Origin of the sequence: Flavobacterium granuli (genome assembly GCF_900129705.1) — a bacterium.
Lineage (GTDB): Bacteria > Bacteroidota > Bacteroidia > Flavobacteriales > Flavobacteriaceae > Flavobacterium > Flavobacterium granuli.
Genome location: NZ_FQWO01000011.1, coordinates 113,801 through 134,308 on the forward strand (window position 1 = coordinate 113,801; position 20,508 = coordinate 134,308).

Below are 20,508 nucleotides of genomic sequence, written 5' to 3' on the forward strand. Positions count from 1 at the left end.
AAATACTAGAAAAAGAATGGATCATTTAAACAAAAAAAACATGAAAAAACTAATATATATAGTAATGTTACTGCCGTTTTTTGGTTGTAGTAATTTTTTAGACGAAGTAGATCAGGATAAATTAGTGCCTGAAAAAACAGACCAATTTGCAGCATTGCTCCTTAAAGAATTTAATGCTGAATACCCTATTTTTAGAACCGTTGATTATATGACGGATAATATGATAGAAGATCCAAAAGCTTTATCATCTGCCAAAAATAGTATGAAAACAACATTTACATGGCAACGTGAGATAGAAATTGATGAAGAAGGAAACCAATTGTCTACTATCAACGATGCATGGCAAAAAATGTACGAAGATGTAGCTATTGCCAACTATGTGTTGAATTTAATTGATGGAGCCGATGGAACGCAAGAGGAAAAGGATTTTATAAAAGGTGAAGCTTATTTCATTAGGGCTATGTCTTATTTTAATTTAGTTAACTTGTACGGACAGCCTTATAATTCGGCAACAGCCAATGCTGAGCTTGGAGTCCCTCTGAGAGAAGGAATTGGTGTAGAAGTTAGTTATTCAAGAAATACCGTTGCAGAATGTTATGCTTTTATAGAAAGTGATCTTACGAATGCAAAACAGTTAATTCAAAAAAGTGGACTGGTTAAATCAAAATGGCATCCATCATCGGCAAGCTGTGATTTATTGATGTCGCGAGTAAAACTGTATCAGGCAAAATGGGATGAGACTATAAGTAATGCCAACGCCGTAATAGCAAAAGCAGGCTTATCTAGAATGACCGCAAACGTGCCTTTTATTACAGCTGGAAATAGTGAAGTGCTGTACTCTTATTATACAGTAGCTCCATTGATGAAATTGATTAGTTCTGGATTCGGAACTCCGACTGTGGCATACACTGTAGCAGAATATTATGCCAATAAAGAACTTATCAATTTATATGACGCTAATGATAATCGAAAAGATTCGTTTTTTAAAGCTTTTGATGATGGAACAGGACGTTTTTATTATCGTACAAAAAAATATGAACCTAATTACTTCACTAGTATGGGCTATGCCAATTTTAGGGTTGCCGAGGCCTATCTTAACAGAGCCGAAGCCTATGCACAGAAAGGAGATGTTGCAAATGCGATTAATGATATTAAAGCATTGCAAGCATCACGTTATAGTAATGTTTCAGGAATTGTTTACCCAACTGACCCACAAGAGGTTTTAAAATATGTTCTAACTGAAAGACGTAAAGAATTGTGTTTTGAAGATCACCACCGTTGGTTTGACTTAAGACGAATGAAAAATCGTCCGGAAATAAAACATGTCTTTAGCTTGGTAGGTGATGATGGACGAAAAATAGGTACAGAGACCTATACTCTGTTTTCTGATGATAAAAATTATACTTTACCTATTCCTTTAAAGGAACGTGAAAATAATCCTATTATTAGAAATAATGAGAGATATGAGAAAATACCTTCAATTGATAATGTGATTATCATAAATTAGGGGGATGAAGCCATTAATTATAAATAAATTTATATTATGAAAAAAATATGTTTGCTATATGGAGTACTTTTAAGTACTGTTTTTGTAGCTTGTCAAGGAGAGGAGGATTTGACCGCTTCTCTTAAAGATGTCGATAGAGTTGCCACACAAATCGATTTGTCAAAACCTATTGTCAAAGATTTAAAAGATAATTTTAATCTGGGTTTATTGTACGAATACAATGCCACATTAGATTTTGTTTATTCAGCAGAAACCGCTGCAGCGGCCACAAAATGGGCAGCTGTTGAAATACCTCAAATAAAAAGTAACTTCCTTGATGCCAATGGTAATTTCCCTGCAGAAAACACAGCGGCCTATCAGACGCGTGTAGATGCAGCCTTGACTTTTGTTAACGAATCATTATTCAAATATTTCAAACCAAATAGTTTTATTGCTTCCAAAATGCCTTATAAGGTATTATTAAGCGAGTCAATTTATGCAGGACAAGATGTTTTGCAGGAGCCAATCTCAGAGTCTGACTCAAGGATTAGTTCTACTGGGCAATTCGACTTATATTCAGTCTATAATAGACATTCGATTGTGATTAATGTTAATGAGGACATTATTAATGCAACGACTAATAAAGTTAAAAATGATAATTTTTATGTCTTTTTGTCTCGTATTATGGATATGCATAATTTGTATGATCTTGTACCTAAAGAATTTTATGAAGAAAAAGCTCCTTATTATGGTCAGATAATGGAAACAAGTTATCGTGCAGAATTAAATAAGGGGCCAGAAAAAACAATTCAGATTATCGATAAAAACTGGTTTTTTTCAAAAGGTTTTATTGATGCCAAATATTTTTTTAATGGTCGTATAGGTTTAGGGACAGTTACTGTGAACAAAGATGAGCTTGGAAATACAATAAGTCCTGCTTTGAAGTATGACAAAGGACTCAGACCAACTTATTCATTTGTTTCCGGGCTAAAGAAAGATGTGCGTAGCTATCTGAATGAAATGATTCATCGCAACGCTACCGAAATCAATGCTTTCCCTGCTGTAACAAAAAATAACATGCGATTGCTAATTAACATGTTTCAGGGATGGGGGGGTGATATAGTAGCATTCAATCCTGCTTTGCAAGTGTTAATGAATTAATCTTAAATTACTAAAAGCTTCAATTATGAAAGGAGCATAACCGATAATTGGTCGCAATTGAAAATCATCGAATACTAAAACAAAATAATAAACGATGAGAGAAACACCAATAATGATATGCGAATTACTTAGGATCTTAAAAAAAAACAATAAATAGTAACATATGAAAAAAATAATTTATATAGTAACATTTGCTATCATGGCAATGTTATTGCTTCATGCCTGCCAAAAAGATCCAATCTTCCCGGATCCGGGATTCGAAATTGGAGATCAGCGTGCAGAAGTTCGTCGTGACACGGCCGATTTTTATAATATAAAAATGAAAATGAATGTGCCAAACGGTGTGAAACTTATTGAATTGTTGGACGCAGTCAATTTTAATGTAGTCGACGAAGTACATGATTATGACGGACAAAAGAACTTTAATTTCAATTATCAGGTGGATTTAAGATCTTTTGATAAGGATACGGTATTGAACTACATTATTAAAGTGACAGATAAAGATTTACGCAGCTTTAACCAAGGAATTCGAATTGCGGTTAAGCAGTTCTCTTTTCCTGAAATTAAATTGGTAGGAGGAACAAATCTGGCTGTTGTGGCACCTTCCTATTATGTTAAAGGTTTGGTCAGCTGTGGACTTAATAATATAAGTTCTATTAAGATTTTATTTGAAGGGAATGAACAATATTCTTTCACCCCGTCTAGCCCAATTAAAGAAATGCCATTGAAGAAAATTGTCTTTCTGGGTAATTTGCAGCCGGATACTGATTACCACATTGATATCATAATTAAAGATGATAAGGGACAGGAATCAACCACTACTATTACTGTTCGAAAAGGAGCCAATATAAAGAAACCTCGTCGAATCATTTTCCGTAGACTTGATAATAATATCATCAATATGGATCTTATTTACAATCCAACTACCGGTAATTTATCTACATTAGATTATAAATTTTCGAATGGGATTTTATTCCGTCACGAGTTTAATTATAACGCTTTGAATATGGTAGATAAACTGGTTTATAAAAACTATGGAGCAGATGGAGTAAAAGTATCAGAGCAAAAAGTATTTTATAACTATGTTGCAGGTACTAAAAAATTGTCAACTATTGAAAACCAAATAACTTCATTTTTTGCCGACGGTTCAACTGTTGAGGGGGCCAAAACCACTGATTATAAAAATTTTGTCTATAGAGCAGATGGAAGTGTATCATCATTCTTTAAAACAGCAACAGTGAGCAATATCTATTATTCTGACCCTTTTGGTTTGGGAGAACAAATATTTGGTGAGTATTGGCAAAATATGAAAGCTTATCAAGTAGCTGATGATTTGAGAAGACAGCATAGGGTAGATTATGATCCTATTTTGTTGCCTACTTATATTGAAGGCTTCCCCCCTTTTGCAGAAACGACATCTGTTTTATCTACTATATTTAACGATCTCTTTTGGAGTAAATATATCATGACCAGCACAGTTCATACAAGTTCGAGATATATTTCTACTTATTTAGAAGAACCTGCTTATAGTTATGAGACTGATGCAGAGGGAACTCTTGTCAGTGTAACGAAGACTTATAGAGGGAGTAGCATTTCTAGTAATATAGGAAAGTCTGAAACATTTACTTTTATCTACGATTAAAGAGTTGGTTATTTAAAAGTATTTATTAAATGATTATAAATTTTTTCCCCTATCATTAATTATTTTGAATTAGTAACTGATTTTTTTTATAGAGGATTATGTAGAGGGTTGTTTTTTGCTATTCAACCCTCTTTTTTTTAAAATTTAACCCATGAAAAAGAATGTATTTGTACTAAGCTTTTTTTTATTGTTTTCAATATTTGTAAAGGCCCAAGTATACAATCCTGTAAAATGGAAAACGAGTGTCGAAAAAATTTCGGACACCGAATTTGAATTAATAGCCAAAGCCACTATAGAAAGCGGATGGCATTTGTACAGTCAAACAGTTGCTGCAGGAGGACCAATCCCAACTCGTTTTACTTTTCCTAAAAAAACCGATTTCCAATTGCTTGGAGGCGTAAAAGAAGATAAAGGAAAAACGGTCAATGACCCCGTATTTGAAATGCAAATCAAGTTTTTTGAAAAAGAAGCCACTTTCAAGCAACGAATCAAGGTTATTGCTAGCAAACCATTTCAAGTAAAAGCCGAAGTGGAATTTATGGTTTGCGATGATACAAATTGTCTACCTCCAACCTATGAGGATTTAATTTTCAGTATTACCCCTGTTGCCGGTGCCGGAGTCAGCACGACCAAAACTACGATTCCCGTTGTAACAGCAGCAGATAAAAATTCAGCAACGACGGTCGAAAAAGTAGCACAAGTTGATACGAGCTCGGTAGCGGTAGAAAATGATACAGTAACGACGGTTCAAGAGCTAACAGCTCCTGTAAAATCAGCCGAAGACAGAACCCCAAATAGTAGAGAAGAATCCAAGAGTTTATGGACTATTTTTATATTGTCATTTTTCTCGGGTTTCGCGGCATTGCTCACGCCTTGCGTTTTTCCGATGATTCCCATGACGGTGAGCTTTTTTACCAAACAAAGTAAAACCAAATCTGAAGGAATTAGAAAAGCTGTTTTTTATGGACTTTCCATCATCGCCATTTATATTTTTCTGGGAGCAGTGGTTACTTGGGCTTTTGGGGCCGATTCGCTTAATGCGCTTTCGACGAATGTTTGGTTTAACCTCGTGTTTTTTTTACTGCTATTAGTTTTTGCCTTTTCGTTCCTGGGAGCTTTCGAGATTATGTTGCCTAGTTCATTGGCTAATAAAGTAGACAATCAGGCAGATAAAGGAGGAATAATAGGAATAGTATTCATGGCTTTAGCTCTGGCAATCGTCTCATTTTCATGTACAGGCCCTATCGTTGGGACTTTATTGGTAGAGGCAGCCTCAAGAGGCGGAATCGCTCCATTTGTGGGGATGTTTGGTTTCTCTTTGGCTTTGGCCTTACCTTTTACCTTGTTTGCTGCTTTTCCGGGCTGGTTGAATTCGTTACCAAAATCGGGCGGCTGGTTGAATACCGTGAAAGTTTTTTTAGGCTTTCTTGAGTTGGCTTTGGCTTTCAAGTTTTTATCGAATGCTGATTTAGTTTTACAATTGCATTGGCTGGAACGTGAAACCTTTTTGGCTATCTGGATTGGTATTTTTGGAACCTTGGCCTTTTATTTATTTGGAAAAATACAATTGCCTCATGATAGTCCCTTGACGCATATTAGTGTGGGAAGATTAAGTCTTGGGATTATCGTTTTATCGTTTACGATTTACTTAATTCCCGGTATTTGGGGTGCTCCTTTAAAGATGATAAGTGGTTTTCCGCCACCGTTGAATTATAGCGAAATGCCTAATGGTATTGGGGGAGGTTCTGTATCAAAAGAAGGGGCATCGGTTTTGCCGGAAGGCGCTGAGTTTGGTCCTCATAATATTGTTGCATTTACCGATTATGACCAAGGAATGGCATATGCCAAGAAAATAGGAAAACCTGCTATGATTGATTTTACAGGGCATGCTTGTGTGAACTGTAGAAAAATGGAAGACAAAGTTTGGTCAGATGAGCAAGTCCAAAAAATATTAAATGGTGATTTGGTTTTAATTTCTTTGTATGTAGATGATAAAAGAGAACTTCCAGAAAGTGAGAGAGTAGTTTCTAAATTGACAGGGAAGAAAATTAAGTATATTGGACAAAAATGGAGCGAATTCCAAACTATTACTTATAAAACAAATGCCCAGCCATTTTATGTTTTGGTTGATCATGAGGGTAAAAAGTTAAATGAACCAACTGCTTATAATCCTAATGTCGAAGAGTATTTAACTTGGTTAAAAGAGGGATTAGCTCTTTTTAAATAGTAATTCTAATTTTCTGTACTGATTCAGGAATTGAATTTCTGAACTCTAAGACATAAAAAAAGCCGCGTTCTCTTTCGCCATTGAGAGCGTGGTTTTTGGTGTATTTAGACTGTGGATATACAAATAAAAATTAAGCTATCTTTTAATTATTTATTTTTTGTATCTAGTGGTAAGTAATAATCGTTAGTTGTATTCATTTTCTGCCTTGGCAGATTAATCTCATGTCCGTGAGGGTATGGTGCGCGATTTGTGCTGCTCACATCTTCCTTGATTTGTTGTTGGGTTTTGTATTGATCCTTGGCATCCATATAACGAGGATTAGGAACAAAAGGCATCTTTGCCATTTTTGAGATGGTTAGCATTGGAAAATGATAATCTACTTCTACAGTACCTAATAACAAATAACAGCCACCCCCTTGAAAAGGGAATTTTAGTAGGTTATCAGGAAAATGCACCGTATCAAAATAAGTTCCTTCGTTATCGATCCAAGTACCGAAATACATATTCCCCTTTGTGGTGGGGACTTGCTTGCGCGAAATCAGATAGGCCAACATCTTCACTTGCTTTTTATGATGACTGATTAAATCTTTGGCCATGACCTCTCCGCGGTATTTGGTTTGCAGTAAATCAAATACGGTACAGGAAACGGGAAACCTCATCAGATACAAGCGCTCTGATATTGATCTGGCTTTAATCAATATTAATGCTAAAAAATAATAGTCATGAGCCGTCCATTTCAAGAAAGACTGACCAATATCGAAAAACGCCTGGAAGAACTCACTAAGTTAATTGCCAAAAAGCAGGAAAATATTTTCGATAAAGTAATTATTGATAATGACGAATTCCAAAGACTGTTCAAAATCAGTCCCGGTACCGCTGCCAACTGGAGAGAACAAGGTTTAATTGCTTATATCCAAATTAATCATAAGATTATCTATAAGATTAAAGACATCAACAAAATGCTCGATGACAATTATAGAGCGTTCAAAAAATAGCTGTTTAACCTACCTAAACTTGCCAGAATGAGCATCACAAAAGAAAGCATTTTAGCCAAGGTAAATTCCTATGAAATCCTCAATTATTATCTGAAACCATTTCATAATTCCGACCGATTATTGGCTGCTAAAAACATCAGCAATCCGTTTTTGACCCAAAGCCAGGAAACACCCTCTTTTAATATTTTTCCATCTATGGGATCAGGGGAGTGGAGGTACAAAGATTTCGCCACTGGCGACGACGGCAGTTGTTTTGACCTGGTCATGAAACTTCAAAACAAATCATTTCCGGAAGCTTTGGAAGTTATAAATAACGATCTGAACTTATTTATAGAAAGGAATTCGTCAGAAGATGAACAAAGGATTCCCAAAAAGAGGAGCGAAGTGGCCAAATCATTTTCGATAGTAAAAAGAGCATTTACCCAAAACGAATTGGACTTTTGGGCTAAATTCAAAATTGATTTTGACACCTTGACCAGATACAAGGTCTCAGCAGTGGCAAAATTCAATACCCTCAGTAAATCCGGTCATCCCTATGAAGTGCTAAGCAGCGAAACCAAATTCATTTTTGCTTACGAAAATGAGAATTGGACTAAACTATACAAGCCTTTCGATGAGAAAAAATACAAATTCCATTATCTGGGAGATAAAGAGCCCGGCTTTATGTTTGGCTGGAACCAACTTCCATCTGAGGCTGAAATTGTTTTTATTACCGGCGGCGAGAAAGATGTAATGTGTCTGGCGGCCCAGGGATATAATGCCTTTAGTCTCAACAGCGAAACAGCAACTCTGAAAACGGAAATCGCGACCGAATTAAGACAACGCTTTAAAAAAGTGATTGTCTTGTATGACAATGACCAAACGGGTCTGAAACAATCCCAAATCCTTTCCGTTACCCACGGATTCTATCGAATAGTCCTGCCGGAAATGGCGAATAATGGAAAAGATATTTCAGATTATTTCAGTACTGCTGCAGCCGTAGAAGAATTCGAAACCTTAATCAATTCTTCTTTGATGGTACCGGCCTCCGAACCACTAAATACCGAAAAGACAATCTTCAATGCCGTCGAATTGATGGCTATGGGAAATGTGGAACCCCAATACCTGATGGAACCCATTTTCCCCCAAAAAGGCTCAGCCGTACTAGCGGGTAAACCCGACACCGGCAAAAGCCAATTTGCCCGCCAACTTTGCATTCAGATTGCTTTGGGATTACAAGATTTTATAGATTTCAAAATCAACCCCGTTCACAGTAAGGCCGTTTATGTGGCAACCGAAGACAACTTGGAAGCGACAAGATTCCTGTTAAACAAACAAATGACTGGCCTTGGGAAAGAAGCCAAAGAAAACCTGCGCTTTATGTTTGCAGATACGATGGGGCAGGAGGAAATCTTATCAGAACTGGACAAAGCCCTGACAGCAGAACCCGTCGATTTGGTGGTGATTGACAGTTTCGGTGATATTTTCAAAGGGGGCGACAGCAACAACAATATGGCGATGCGTAACACCGTGAAAACCTTTGATAAAATTGCCAAAAATCACAATTGCCTGATCCTGTTTGTGCACCACATCAACAAAGGAGCCTACCGCATTGCTCCGGGCCAGGAACACATTCAGGGCGGAGCCGGTCTGGTCCAAAAAGTAAGGTTGGCCATTCAACTCTCGGAAGGGGAGGGGAATACCAGATATTTCACGGTCGTAAAAGGAAATTATTGCCCCAAGGAATACAAACAGAATTCGTTAGAACTCAATTTCTCAGAAGAAACTTTTTTGTTTACCAATACAGGCCGAATGATACCTACCAATGAATTAGGAACACAACCCAATTTTGATAACAAGGAAGACAAGTACATTGAATTAGAAGAAACCGCAGAAACTATATTTGCTAACAAATTAGTCTCTTATGGTAGCTTTGTGAAGCAATTTTGTGAAATCACAAGTAAAAGTGTTCCGACAGCTAAGAGGGCACATGCAAATTTGGTAAAGTTCGGATTAATAGAACAATGCAATGGTTCATATCGATTAACAAATCCGCTTACAAATGAAGAAGAAACCGATCCTGACAGTGATATCCCTTTTTAGTATCAGGTATCATTGGTATCAAACCCCTATACATTTTGATACCATGATACCATGATACCATGCCCCATTTTCAAATCGTCACATTGGTACATTGGTACATTGGTACATTGGTACATTGACACATTAATTATACACCCTTATTTAGTATCAATACAAAGAAACTTGACATTTTAGAAAACAATTTTATATTTGCACCAACAGTACCCGCTCTGCATACCGTAAGATCTGCAAGCGGGTCATTTTTTTATTGCTATGGCAAATAAACCAGCATGCACCTTAGCAGGGTAAACCATCACCGAGAATAACGAACAATACCAACTAAGAATTCGAGAAGAAGAATTGTTTTTAACGTGGTTTGAACCTGTTGTAAAAAAGGAGAATAATCAATTTGCTCATATTGACAGGGGTAGGCAGGGTAACCAAAAAACATAACAAACATTTTTTATTTTTCTTCTACAATTGGGTAATATCAGTATTTTTCAAAGTATTTTAGTAAACTAGCTGTTCTAGTTTACACTCAAATAGCCATATAAATCCGTTTTTTTTTAGTTTTTTTTAAACTAAATATCTTTTATCCCAAAAAAAGTTACCAATACTGCCTTAATTTTTCTTCACTATTTTTCTTCTTTTTTTTATCCATTTACGGTTTTCCTCATTTTTCTTTCTATTGCTTTTTTGTATGTTTACATATTATTGTGGACTTGGCCAGTTAGATGATGTAGTAGGAACAAGAACTAGGACAATACAACGCCCATTAAATAATGTAGAAACAATACCTACAATAGAAGCAAAAAATATTTCCCCTGAAATTATTATAGACGCATTAGAAGACATAATTAAAAAATAATATCTTTTAATTTAAAACAATAGTTGTGATTTTTGCCAGTGCTAAATCTAAAGTAGGAAAAACCGTAAAATGAATTAAAATAAACAATAAATTTTTAGTGCTTTATCAATAAAGACATATCTAATCTTAAAAAAAAAATATTTAATGACAATAGATGAAATTCATAAAAATGAACCCTTAAGTGTTCGTTCCTATCACGTCTGTAAATATAATAGGCTTGAAACATTAAGCGATATAATTAAATTTTATAGAGAAAATAGATCTTTCGATAAACTCAGAAATTGTGGCAAAAAATCAAATGAAGAGTTAACGGAATTATATAATAAATATAAAGACATTGATTTTGTTTTTCAAGAAATTTTTCCTGTCAAATTTGAAAATAAATTCAAAATTATTATTTCTGAATTATCCAGAAATCAAAGGGAGGTAATAAATAGCTTTATTCAAGTAAATACGAATAGCCTTTCAGTAAGAAGCCAAAATGGAATAAAAGCATTATTAGAAAATAATTTAAAAATTAAAAACTATGCAGATAAAATATTATTTGAGGATGGTTTTGATATTAAAAAAATAAAAAACATAGGTGCTGGTACAGTTCCTGAACTGGAAGTATTTGTAAATATTGTTGAAGATTTTATTATTGAAGTTAGTAAAAATGAAAATGACAAATACCTAATCTCACTAAAAAATAAATTTTTAATTCAGAATACATTTTCATTGTCTAATATCCCAAATGAAATATTAGAATCCGAATCAATATTTCAATTGACTAGTTTTCTAATAAATCAAAATGCTTTTTACGATAAAAATCAAACTAAAATCTTGACAAAAGCTTTTAAAATTTATCTTAATTCTCCTGAACTAACCCTTGATGAAATAGCAAAAGAAGTAGACTTGACTCGCGAAAGAGTTAGACAACTTAGAAAAATAATTTTTGAAGAGTTATCTAGCAAATTACTTTTTATCCAAAACTTTGATGATAATTTACTTGAAAAATACAATATTGATAATACACAATGCTATATTGAGATAAATGATTCTCAAATTGAAGTCATTAATAATCAAAACAATACAAACTTCACTAAAGAATTTATAATATATCTCATATACTCATATTGGTCATATGAATTTGAACTTGTTGGTAATAATGAAGATGTTTTACTACCTAAATACTTTAATGCTCGAAATAGACATAATTGGAATGATTTCTATTTAGTAAAAAAAGAGCTTGTGCAAGAATTTGATTTTATTTCATTGGCAAATGATATTAGTGAACGATTAAATGAACGTCTTGAAGAAACGTATAGTTTCAGTTTTAAAAGTTATTTGTCTAATTTTTTAATAAATGATAATTTAGAAATTCTCAACTCAATTATGGAGATTGCAGAAAAAATAGTAAACCAAGAATTCGGAATCTATATTGATTTAGAGGACAATATAATTTTTGAAAGGAATTCAATTAAAACTTTACCTGAATATATATTTGAAGCATTAGATGAAATTGGAAAACCTTCAACAGTTGAGGTTCTATATGAATTTATTGAAAATAGATACCCTGGAATTTCTAAAAGTTCGGAGGCATTAAGGGGTAGTTGTCAAAGATCTGATACATTAATATACTTTGGTAGAAGTAGCACTTATGGTCTTAAAAAATGGGAAATAGAAATGGAGAATATAAAAGGTGGGACAATAAAAAATATAATTACAGAACTTTTAAATATTTCCGATACTCCAATTCACATAAATGAGATATTAAATGAAGTTCATAAATATCGTGAATTGACAAATGAGCGTAATATTATTACAAATTTAAAACTTGATCCTTCCAAAGATTTCATTATATACAACCAAAAATTTGTAGGACTAAAAGCAAAAATTAAAATTTACGAAAATGACAAATATGAAAACTTACCAATACAGCTTGGCAAAAAAATAATTGGATTAATAAATCGGGGTGTTTTTCAATCAAAAACAGCACTTGCCAAATACCTAGAAGAAAAGTATTTGCTAACAGAAAACGAAACAAATAATATTTTATTAAATCTAAAAATAACAATATGAAAATCAAAGAAACTAAAATATTGCAGGAAAAGAGACTAATTGATATTTGTGAGTCAAGAGGAGTCAAGTATGATTCTTTAAAAACTTTACTAGAATCTGTAAAAACAAAAAAACTCTTGAAAAGAAATAATTATCATCAGCAAAAAATTAATGATATAATCGAAAAAGCAACAAAATGAAGTTTTCAAATATAGAAATAAATAATTTCAGACAATATTATAACTCTGTTAATATTGACTTAACTACTAGTTCTGATAAAAATATCATTATCATAGGTGGAAAAAATGGATATGGTAAAACAAATTTTCTACTAGCTATTGTTTGGTGTCTTTATGGTGACAAAATTTCCCAAATAGATGAGAATTTCAAAAAAGAAATTCAAAAAGAAAAAAATTATTCGTCTTTTATGCAACAATCAATTAACTGGACTGCGAAAAGAGAAAATAAAACTAATTTTTCTGTAAACATTTTTATCACAGAAATTGAATTACCAGAACTAAGAACGTTGTCTTCAAGTACAGAAAGTGTGATTATTGAAAGAACATTTGATGTAGGTACTATGAATGAAACTTTGTCAATTATTGATGCTGTTTCTAAAATTGAAATATTTGATGAAGAAAGTGACAAAATTAATTTCATCAACGATTACATTATTCCGATTGATGCAGCAAAATTTGTATTTTTTGATGCTGAGAAAATTGGGGAGATTGCAAATTTGTCTATAAAAGAAGAGGGGAGTTTTATCAATGATGCGTTAGGTAAAATTTTAGGATTAGATACTTATGAAACACTTATAGATGATGTCGAATTTTACATCAATAACCTTAAAAAAGAAGGAGCAACAAAGAATCTACAAGAAATAATTGCCAATAAAGAAAATGAAATTAGAATATCAGAAATTGATATTGAAAAATTTGAAGAAGAAAACGCTGAAAGGTTAAAAGAGATTGATGATCTTAAAAAGAAAATACGGGAATATGATAATTTAATATCTAAACATAGCAAGCAAGGGAATTCGATATTTGATAGGGAGGCTGTCTTAATTGAAATTGAAAAACTCAAAATTAAAGAAGACGAGCTAAATGAGCGATTTAATGAACTAAGTGAAATCATACCACTTGCGATACTCACTGGGAAATTAGAAGAAGTAAATGAGCATCTTGAAATTCAAGAAAAAAACGAGACCTCCCAAATATTTTCAAAAGAAAATTCAGAAAAAATAGAAAGTTTTATTGAATTACTTTTTAACAAACCTCCTGAACCAGAAAATTCAACAATGTCTTTAAAGGACAAAATGTTTTATTACCAAAAAGCGCAATCATTAGGCTCGGAATTGTTTAAAGAAAACGATGATTATGTAGAATTAGAATTTGAGCACGACTTAAATAACTCGGAAAAAAGATTAATTTCTGATGCTATCAATCTTATAAATACACAATCAAAAGATTTATTTGAAACAACAATTGATGAATTCAATGAAACAAAAATTAAACTTTCTGATTTAACTAAAACACTTAGTAAAGTAGATGCTGATTTAGAAGATGAATTAATTTTAGATTATTCTTCAAAAAAGGAAACTGCCGATTATAATGTAACTGAAAAGAACAGAAAAATAGGTGAAAATCATCAGCAAATCACCAAACTTAAAAATGATATTGTTAGACTTAACCAGCAATTAGTTACTCTTGTCAAAAAAGTTGACATAAATGAGCAAAACAAATTAAAAATCAAGAAAAGTAACGAATATATTGAAGTTTTAAATTTGTTTTTAGATGAGCAAAAGGAGAAACATAAAGATAGTTTGGAAAAAACAATTCTTATAGAATTGAAAACCTTGATGCATAAACTAAATAGCGAAGAAAATCAAAGTAAGTTTATTGAAGATGTAAAAGTTTTAATTTTAGCATCTGGTCAGGGTATGAAAATCACTCTTATAGATCAGGATGATAATGAAATCAGAAAAGAAAGTTTGTCATCCGGTGAAAAACAGATTTATATTTCTTGTTTGATAAAAGCTATTCTAAAAGAATCAATTCAAAGCTTACCTATATTTATTGATACACCACTTGGAAGACTCGATGAAGAGCATAGAGATAGTATCACTAAAAAATATTATCCAGCACTTTCAGAACAAGTTGTGTTGTTTTCGACAAATAGTGAAATTACACCAAAAAGATTTAAAGATATTTCAGCCAATGTTTCAAAATCATATTTATTGGTTAATGATGGAGCAAATACAAATTTAGTAAACGGATATTTCCAAAGTTATGAGAATTAAAATTAGTAAAGAAAATGACGAATTGTTATACAAGTTAAAAACTTTATACAATTTTAAAAATGAAGGTATTGTTCCTCGAATTGCATTCTCATACAGTTTGCTCTCTGGTAAAATATTTGATATTGAAAATGAAGTAATGCCAAGTTCAGATGGTAAAGAATTTCGTGATGACAAAGCTTTGTTTGGAACTATTATTGGGGATAGCAGTAATACGATAATTTTTAAATCAATATTAGATCAGCATTATAATAAAAATACTTTTGAAGAAGAATTCTCAAAACTTTTTAAGCTTCATTTAAATCACGGTTTAAATATTTGGAATGATAAGATTGAAAAAAGCAACATCTCAAAGGGGGACCACATCGACATCCTTTTAACAGCTATCAATAAAGGTTTATTAATGAGAAGTTCTAATGTTCATATTACTAACCAAAATGAATCTCAAAATAATATCTTAAAAATTAATAGTTCAAATAAACCGATTGAACTTTGTTTTGGAACTGACTTGGATGGTAATTCCATTAAAGTAAAAATTAATGATGAAACAGAATATACTAGTAGACATTTTGGGATTGCTGGTACAACAGGCTCTGGGAAGACACAATTTGTATTTGATTTAATTTATCAAATTTCGAAACAAACGGATTATGAATTAAAATACACTTTTTTTGACTTTAAAGGAACTGATACAAAAGAAAAACTTGATTCTTTTTTATATATAACAAAATCAACTTTTATTGATGTTAACCATCAAAATGGTTTTCCTTTTAGTCCTTTGAAAAATTATGATTTAAGTAACCAAAATTATATAGAATCATTTGCAAGTGATTTGAGAACCTTTTTTAAAAGTATTGGACAGGTTCAATCTGCAAGTTTAGTTAGAGAAATTAAGGATTATTATTTTGAAAATAATGAAGCACCAACATTAGATGAATTATTAGAAACAATTTTAGAAAAAAATAAAGGTAAATTTGACACTACTACAAGTGTAATACAACAATTGATAAATTCAGGAATATATAATGAGTCTGAAACTTATTCAATCTTTAATCAAAGCACATACATTTCAATGCCTTCGGAAGTTACAAAAGAAATTAAGCAATTTGTAACTTTTAATCTTTTAAAATATATGTATGATAGTATTAAAAAATCGGGAGACACTATAGTTACAAATAATATTAAAGAATTAAAACATATTATTGTTATTGATGAAGCTCAAAACTTTTTGCAACATAAAAATGCAAGACCCGTAATTGAATCTATGCTTAGAGAATTAAGGTCAATGGGTATAATCATAATTTTAATCGCACAAGAAACTCAGGATTTTATATATAGTGATTTTAATTTTATGTCTCAAATACAATTTCCCATTTGTGCAAATGTCAATGATAAATCTTCAAAAAGAATTATACCTTTTCTTGGTAGCGTTAATAGTGAAGTCAAATTAAATACTCAATTATCTAAATTAGATTCAGGTAAAGGCTTAATTAATATTGGTGAACCAAAACTTATTGAATTAAGACAATTTTGGAAAACCAAAAAAGAAGAAAATATATAATATAATGCTAAAAAAATTAAATATAAAATTGTTGAATTTACACAATCAATACAGTAATAGCATCCTATGGAATCCATCAAAGACATTTTAGAGCATTTAAACATCACAGACGAATGCACCACAATTGAAGCAAAAAAAGGTTCTTCTATCGACACCTCTATAATGGAAACCATTTGCGCATTTTCAAACGAACCTGGTTTAGGCGGGGGATTAATTGTGCTTGGTGTGGTAAAAGATGAAACTTCCTTATTCCAAAACTATTATATTGAAGGAATTACAAATCCGGATAAATTACAATTAGATATTGCTTCACAAACCGCAACATTATTTAACCAACCGGTTAGACCGGATATAGAAATCGAAAAACTGGCAAATGGTAAGCTAATTTTGAAAATGTTTGTCAAAGAATTGCCCGATGGCCAAAAACCATTGTATTTCAAAAAGAAAGGATTGCCACAAGGCGCATACAGAAGAATTGGTTCTAGCGACCAAAGATGTACCGAAGATGATTTATTTATTTTCTATAATAAAGAAGACAGTTTAGACAGTACCATTGTAAACGACACCAACATTGATGATATTAGCGAAGAAGCCATTTCATTATACAAAAGCTTGCGTGCCAAAGTAAACGAATATGCCGAAGAGTTAGGGTATAATGACTTCGATTTATTAAGGTCTTTAGGTTGCATCAAAAAAGACAAAGACGAATGGAAATTAACCTACACAGGATTATTGGTTTTTGGTAAAAGACAAGCATTGCGAAGACTACTTCCAATGGTTCGTATCGATTACATTCGAGTTCCGGGTAACGAATGGGTAGAAGACCCTGAAAACAGATTTACGACCATAGATATGCGGGGACCACTTATTGAATTGGTTCAAAGAACTTTTAGCGCTATAGCAGATGATTTACCTAAAGGATTCTTGTTAGGAGACGATAAATTACAGGCAGATACAATTGGTTTACCCTCAAAAGTGTTGCGTGAAGCATTAGTAAATGCTTTTATACACAGAACTTACAGAGAGAATCAGCCCATTCAAATCATCCGATACGGAAACAGAATAGAAATCAAAAACCCGGGATTTTCTTTAAAACCGGAAGAACAATTGGGAGAACCGGGATCTAAAAACAGAAACCCATTTATAGCATCAATATTCCACGAAACAAACCTTGCGGAAACAAAAGGAAGTGGTATCAGAACGATGAGAAACTTAATGGAGAAATCCTCATTAGCACCTCCAACTTTTGAAAGCGACCACACAGCCAATTTATTTACCACAAGATTATTATTGCATCATTTTCTTAACGAAAGTGATTTACAATGGTTGGACGCTTTTAGTAAATTCGATTTGAATACAGAACAAAAAAAGGGATTAATCTTTATTCGTGAAGCAGGAGCAATAGACAATTCTACTTATAGACAACTAAATGCTTGTGATGTTTTAAAAGCAAGTAACGAATTAAGAAGTCTTAGAGACAAAGGACTTATAGAGCAAAAAGGTAAAGGAAGATCAACATATTATATATCGAGTGTTATTCTTAACACAGAACCCAACCCGCTTAACACAGAACCTAACCCGCTTAACACAGAACCTGATCAGCTTAACACAGAACCCCAATCACTAACACAGGAGTTACCTTCTGAGATAAGAGAACAAATTGAGAAATTAGGTGTCCGGGAAAATGACCCTAATAAAATCAAAAATGTTATATATGAGCTTTGTAAGCATAAAAGCTATTCAGTTAAACAAATAGCATTAATATTGAATAGGAATGAAAACTATGTTTACAGAAATTATATAATTCCGATGAAAGAAGAAGGCAAGTTGCAACACACAATCATTGATATGCCAAACCATCCGGATCAAGCATACAAATCGGTTTAAACCTAAATAGTTATTTTGATGACAGAAGAAGATTACTGTCTGCCAATACTTTAATGATATGAGTACTCAAATTACTACTAGTCCAAAAGTATATATTGGTTTGGATATACACAAGAAAACATGGACAGTTTCAATCCAGACCGATTTGTTTTTTCATAAAACTTATTCGATGCCTTCAAAATCTTCCAATTTAGAGTAATATGTAAATAAAAATTTTCAGAATTATGAGGTGTATTTGGTTTATGGAGCTTAGCTGTTGGCAGAAGTATTTTTAGATATATTCTAATATCCGCTCTTTTTCAGACCATTTTATTGGCTCTTTTGTAGTTTTTTCATTAAGAAGTTGAAGTATTGATGCCGATTTTTCTATAGAATAACCTTCAGATTTGTCATTTATTATAGTCAATTTTTCATTTATTAATTTTTCATATTTTGACTTCAATGAAATTTCAAAGTTCACAATAGATTTTCTCAAATCGTTTTCAAAATAACCTGAAGTTGAACCTGTAACATAAGTGATTAAATTTATTTTTGATTTTTTAGTTATAATCGCACTAAATTTAATGTTTTTAAAGTCATCTAAATAATGTCTTAATTTAACATCTTCAACATAATTTGACTTTAAAAATGTATTTGCGTCGCTTCTGAAAGTTTCTCTTTCTTTTTCTTCTTTTTCATCTTTATATTGGATACAAAATGAATTTACAGCGCCAACGATAAAATTTGCCAAATCAAATACAGCACTTGGAACTTCTTCAATTTTGTTACAGATTTTATAGTAATATTCTATACCTGATTTGTCAAAAGTTGATTTGACTTTGTAATTTAAAGAATATGAATAAATAATTCTTCTGATTAAATCTTCTGATTCTTCAAAATTAGGAGTTTCATAATAATTTTGGTCAATCCAACCACTATCGGTAACTACTATTTTTTGATTTGTAATCGTTACAAAAACCGAAACAAATTTGTTGTTAATGGTTGAAAATGCAGTTATTATTTCTAAAGCATTATCTCTTTCTTTGAAACTTGTTAAATTACAAAAAGACTTTTTAATTTGCTCTATTACTGTTTTATTTTCCATTACTCAAAATTAATATTATCAAAGTTAATATTAATATTTTCTGTAAAACCTAATTCTTGAATTAGTTGAATAACAGATGGGAAATTATTATCAATTAACTTTGAATTTGTTTCCATACAAAATAATGAAATCCCGAAATTTATATCATTTGCAATTATTTGCGCTTCAGCTTCATTTTTTAAAGTTTCATTTTTGTAAGCTATATAATTTCCGTTTTCATCAAATGAATTGAAATGCGGAGTTTTGATTGATTGTTCTTCAAGTGGAATTTCTGGATTTTCATTCCGGTGAGCAGGACCATCAGAGTCAAATCTAAAGTATGGTTGTTTAATGAAATTATTACAGCGAAGTTTTATTCCATATTTGTTGTCTCTTTTACTTTGCTCGATCATAAAAACAATATCTTCACTAATAGTATTGTGTTGAACATTAGACTGACCGGTAAACCAAAAGACATTATTCTTTTTAGGTTGAAGAAGTATTTCTTTATTTAAAATAATTTTTTCTTCATAAACCAACTCATTAAAAAAATTAAACTGGTCTTTTATTTCAATGTTTGTTTTATTCACGATTCGTTTTTTTTATATTTCTGCCAACTTGTATATATGTCTAATAGCTATCTGACTTTATTTAAAATCAAATATATTGTTTTATTCTTACAAATTATCAAATAGATTTTTTATTTTTTGAATACTTTTCTTACTTACATATTTGTAAATCCCTGTGGTTTTACTGCTGCTATGTCGCAGTAGTTCTTATAAATAGCGTAAATCAGTGCCGCTTTCTAATAAAGGATTGGCATAACTATGGCGCAACCATTCTAAGCTTACGGCTTTTGTGATATTATTTTAATAAACAGGACATATATTTTTCCCTAAAGTATTCCTAAATAGAGCTCCCCAGGAAGTATGTTTTCCAAAACTTTTATTTCCATAAGAAACTCTCGTTAAAGAACAGGAGGCAATCAAGCGGTCTCTCTCCGGTCGTTCGCTTTGTTCCGTTCGGCTGCTCCAGTCAGTCGTCGGCAGAAAAAGCCTCCTCCCTCCGTTCCACAGTCCACTCGTCAGCTAAAAACAGCACCAGCCCCAAAAAAAGGGCAGGTACCGGTTTCGCTTCCTCGCCCTCATCTTCACACGCGCTCTCCCTGCGTTCGGTCGGGCTACTGCATCCGCAATACCGCTTCATTCCGTTTCGCTTCCC

General features: G+C 32.4%; 14 protein-coding genes and 1 pseudogene. 12 read left to right on the plus strand and 3 right to left on the minus strand.

What is annotated here, in order from left to right; translation table 11 throughout:
* The first annotated feature begins 40 nt into the window (after positions 1-40).
* The 4 genes from BUB25_RS13500 (at position 41) to BUB25_RS13515 (ending at position 6,516) form a co-directional block, all read left to right on the plus strand.
* Positions 41-1,507, plus strand: coding sequence for a RagB/SusD family nutrient uptake outer membrane protein (locus BUB25_RS13500; protein WP_170066908.1), 1,467 nt, complete (start codon positions 41-43; stop codon positions 1,505-1,507).
* 36 nt (positions 1,508-1,543) lie between these two features.
* Complete coding sequence (locus BUB25_RS13505; RefSeq protein ID WP_072945243.1) at positions 1,544-2,647, plus strand: hypothetical protein; 1,104 nt, start codon at positions 1,544-1,546, stop codon at positions 2,645-2,647.
* Between the two features lie 163 nt (positions 2,648-2,810).
* Positions 2,811-4,289: a hypothetical protein gene (locus BUB25_RS13510; protein WP_139256917.1), complete on the plus strand. Its 1,479-nt coding sequence runs from the start codon at positions 2,811-2,813 to the stop codon at positions 4,287-4,289.
* A 151-nt stretch (positions 4,290-4,440) separates the two neighbouring features.
* Positions 4,441-6,516 carry a protein-disulfide reductase DsbD family protein gene (locus tag BUB25_RS13515; protein WP_072945247.1) on the plus strand — a complete coding sequence of 692 codons (2,076 nt, stop codon included), beginning with the start codon at positions 4,441-4,443 and terminating at the stop codon, positions 6,514-6,516.
* A 146-nt stretch (positions 6,517-6,662) separates the two neighbouring features.
* Here BUB25_RS13515 and BUB25_RS13520 read toward each other — a convergent pair.
* Positions 6,663-7,178: pseudogene (locus tag BUB25_RS13520) on the minus strand (DNA polymerase III subunit alpha); the annotation flags it as partial.
* 60 nt (positions 7,179-7,238) lie between these two features.
* On the opposite strand from BUB25_RS13520, the gene BUB25_RS13525 reads away from it, so the two are divergent.
* From BUB25_RS13525 to BUB25_RS16485, 8 genes are all read left to right on the plus strand, one after another.
* Entirely contained in the window at positions 7,239-7,511 is a 273-nt protein-coding gene (locus tag BUB25_RS13525) for a MerR family transcriptional regulator (protein ID WP_072945249.1), read from the plus strand.
* A 27-nt stretch (positions 7,512-7,538) separates the two neighbouring features.
* Positions 7,539-9,593, plus strand: coding sequence for an AAA family ATPase (locus tag BUB25_RS13530; RefSeq protein WP_072945251.1), 2,055 nt, complete (start codon positions 7,539-7,541; stop codon positions 9,591-9,593).
* A 991-nt stretch (positions 9,594-10,584) separates the two neighbouring features.
* Complete coding sequence (locus BUB25_RS13535) at positions 10,585-12,501, plus strand: sigma factor-like helix-turn-helix DNA-binding protein (protein WP_072945253.1); 1,917 nt, start codon at positions 10,585-10,587, stop codon at positions 12,499-12,501.
* Positions 12,498-12,680, plus strand: coding sequence for a DNA modification system-associated small protein (locus BUB25_RS13540; RefSeq protein WP_072945256.1), 183 nt, complete (start codon positions 12,498-12,500; stop codon positions 12,678-12,680). The genes BUB25_RS13535 and BUB25_RS13540 overlap by 4 nt, the downstream gene beginning before the upstream one ends.
* Positions 12,677-14,779, plus strand: coding sequence for a DNA sulfur modification protein DndD (gene dndD, locus BUB25_RS13545; protein ID WP_072945265.1), 2,103 nt, complete (start codon positions 12,677-12,679; stop codon positions 14,777-14,779). Before BUB25_RS13540 ends, dndD begins: the two co-directional genes overlap by 4 nt.
* Positions 14,769-16,337 carry a DndE family protein gene (locus BUB25_RS13550; RefSeq protein WP_072945266.1) on the plus strand — a complete coding sequence of 523 codons (1,569 nt, stop codon included), beginning with the start codon at positions 14,769-14,771 and terminating at the stop codon, positions 16,335-16,337. The genes dndD and BUB25_RS13550 overlap by 11 nt, the downstream gene beginning before the upstream one ends.
* A 66-nt stretch (positions 16,338-16,403) precedes the next feature.
* Positions 16,404-18,224: an ATP-binding protein gene (locus BUB25_RS13555; RefSeq protein ID WP_072945269.1), complete on the plus strand. Its 1,821-nt coding sequence runs from the start codon at positions 16,404-16,406 to the stop codon at positions 18,222-18,224.
* Positions 18,225-18,282: 58 nt separating this feature from the next.
* Positions 18,283-18,423, plus strand: coding sequence for a hypothetical protein (locus BUB25_RS16485; RefSeq protein ID WP_211297025.1), 141 nt, complete (start codon positions 18,283-18,285; stop codon positions 18,421-18,423).
* 72 nt (positions 18,424-18,495) lie between these two features.
* Here the strand turns inward: BUB25_RS16485 and BUB25_RS13560 are convergent, their stop codons facing one another.
* Together BUB25_RS13560 and BUB25_RS13565 are read right to left on the minus strand one after the other, a co-directional pair.
* Entirely contained in the window at positions 18,496-19,308 is an 813-nt protein-coding gene (locus BUB25_RS13560; protein ID WP_072945271.1) for a hypothetical protein, read from the minus strand.
* A complete protein-coding gene (locus BUB25_RS13565; RefSeq protein ID WP_072945272.1) occupies positions 19,308-19,877 on the minus strand; it encodes a hypothetical protein in 570 nt (189 codons plus the stop codon). The genes BUB25_RS13560 and BUB25_RS13565 overlap by 1 nt, the downstream gene beginning before the upstream one ends.
* Between the last annotated feature and the right edge of the window lie 631 nt (positions 19,878-20,508).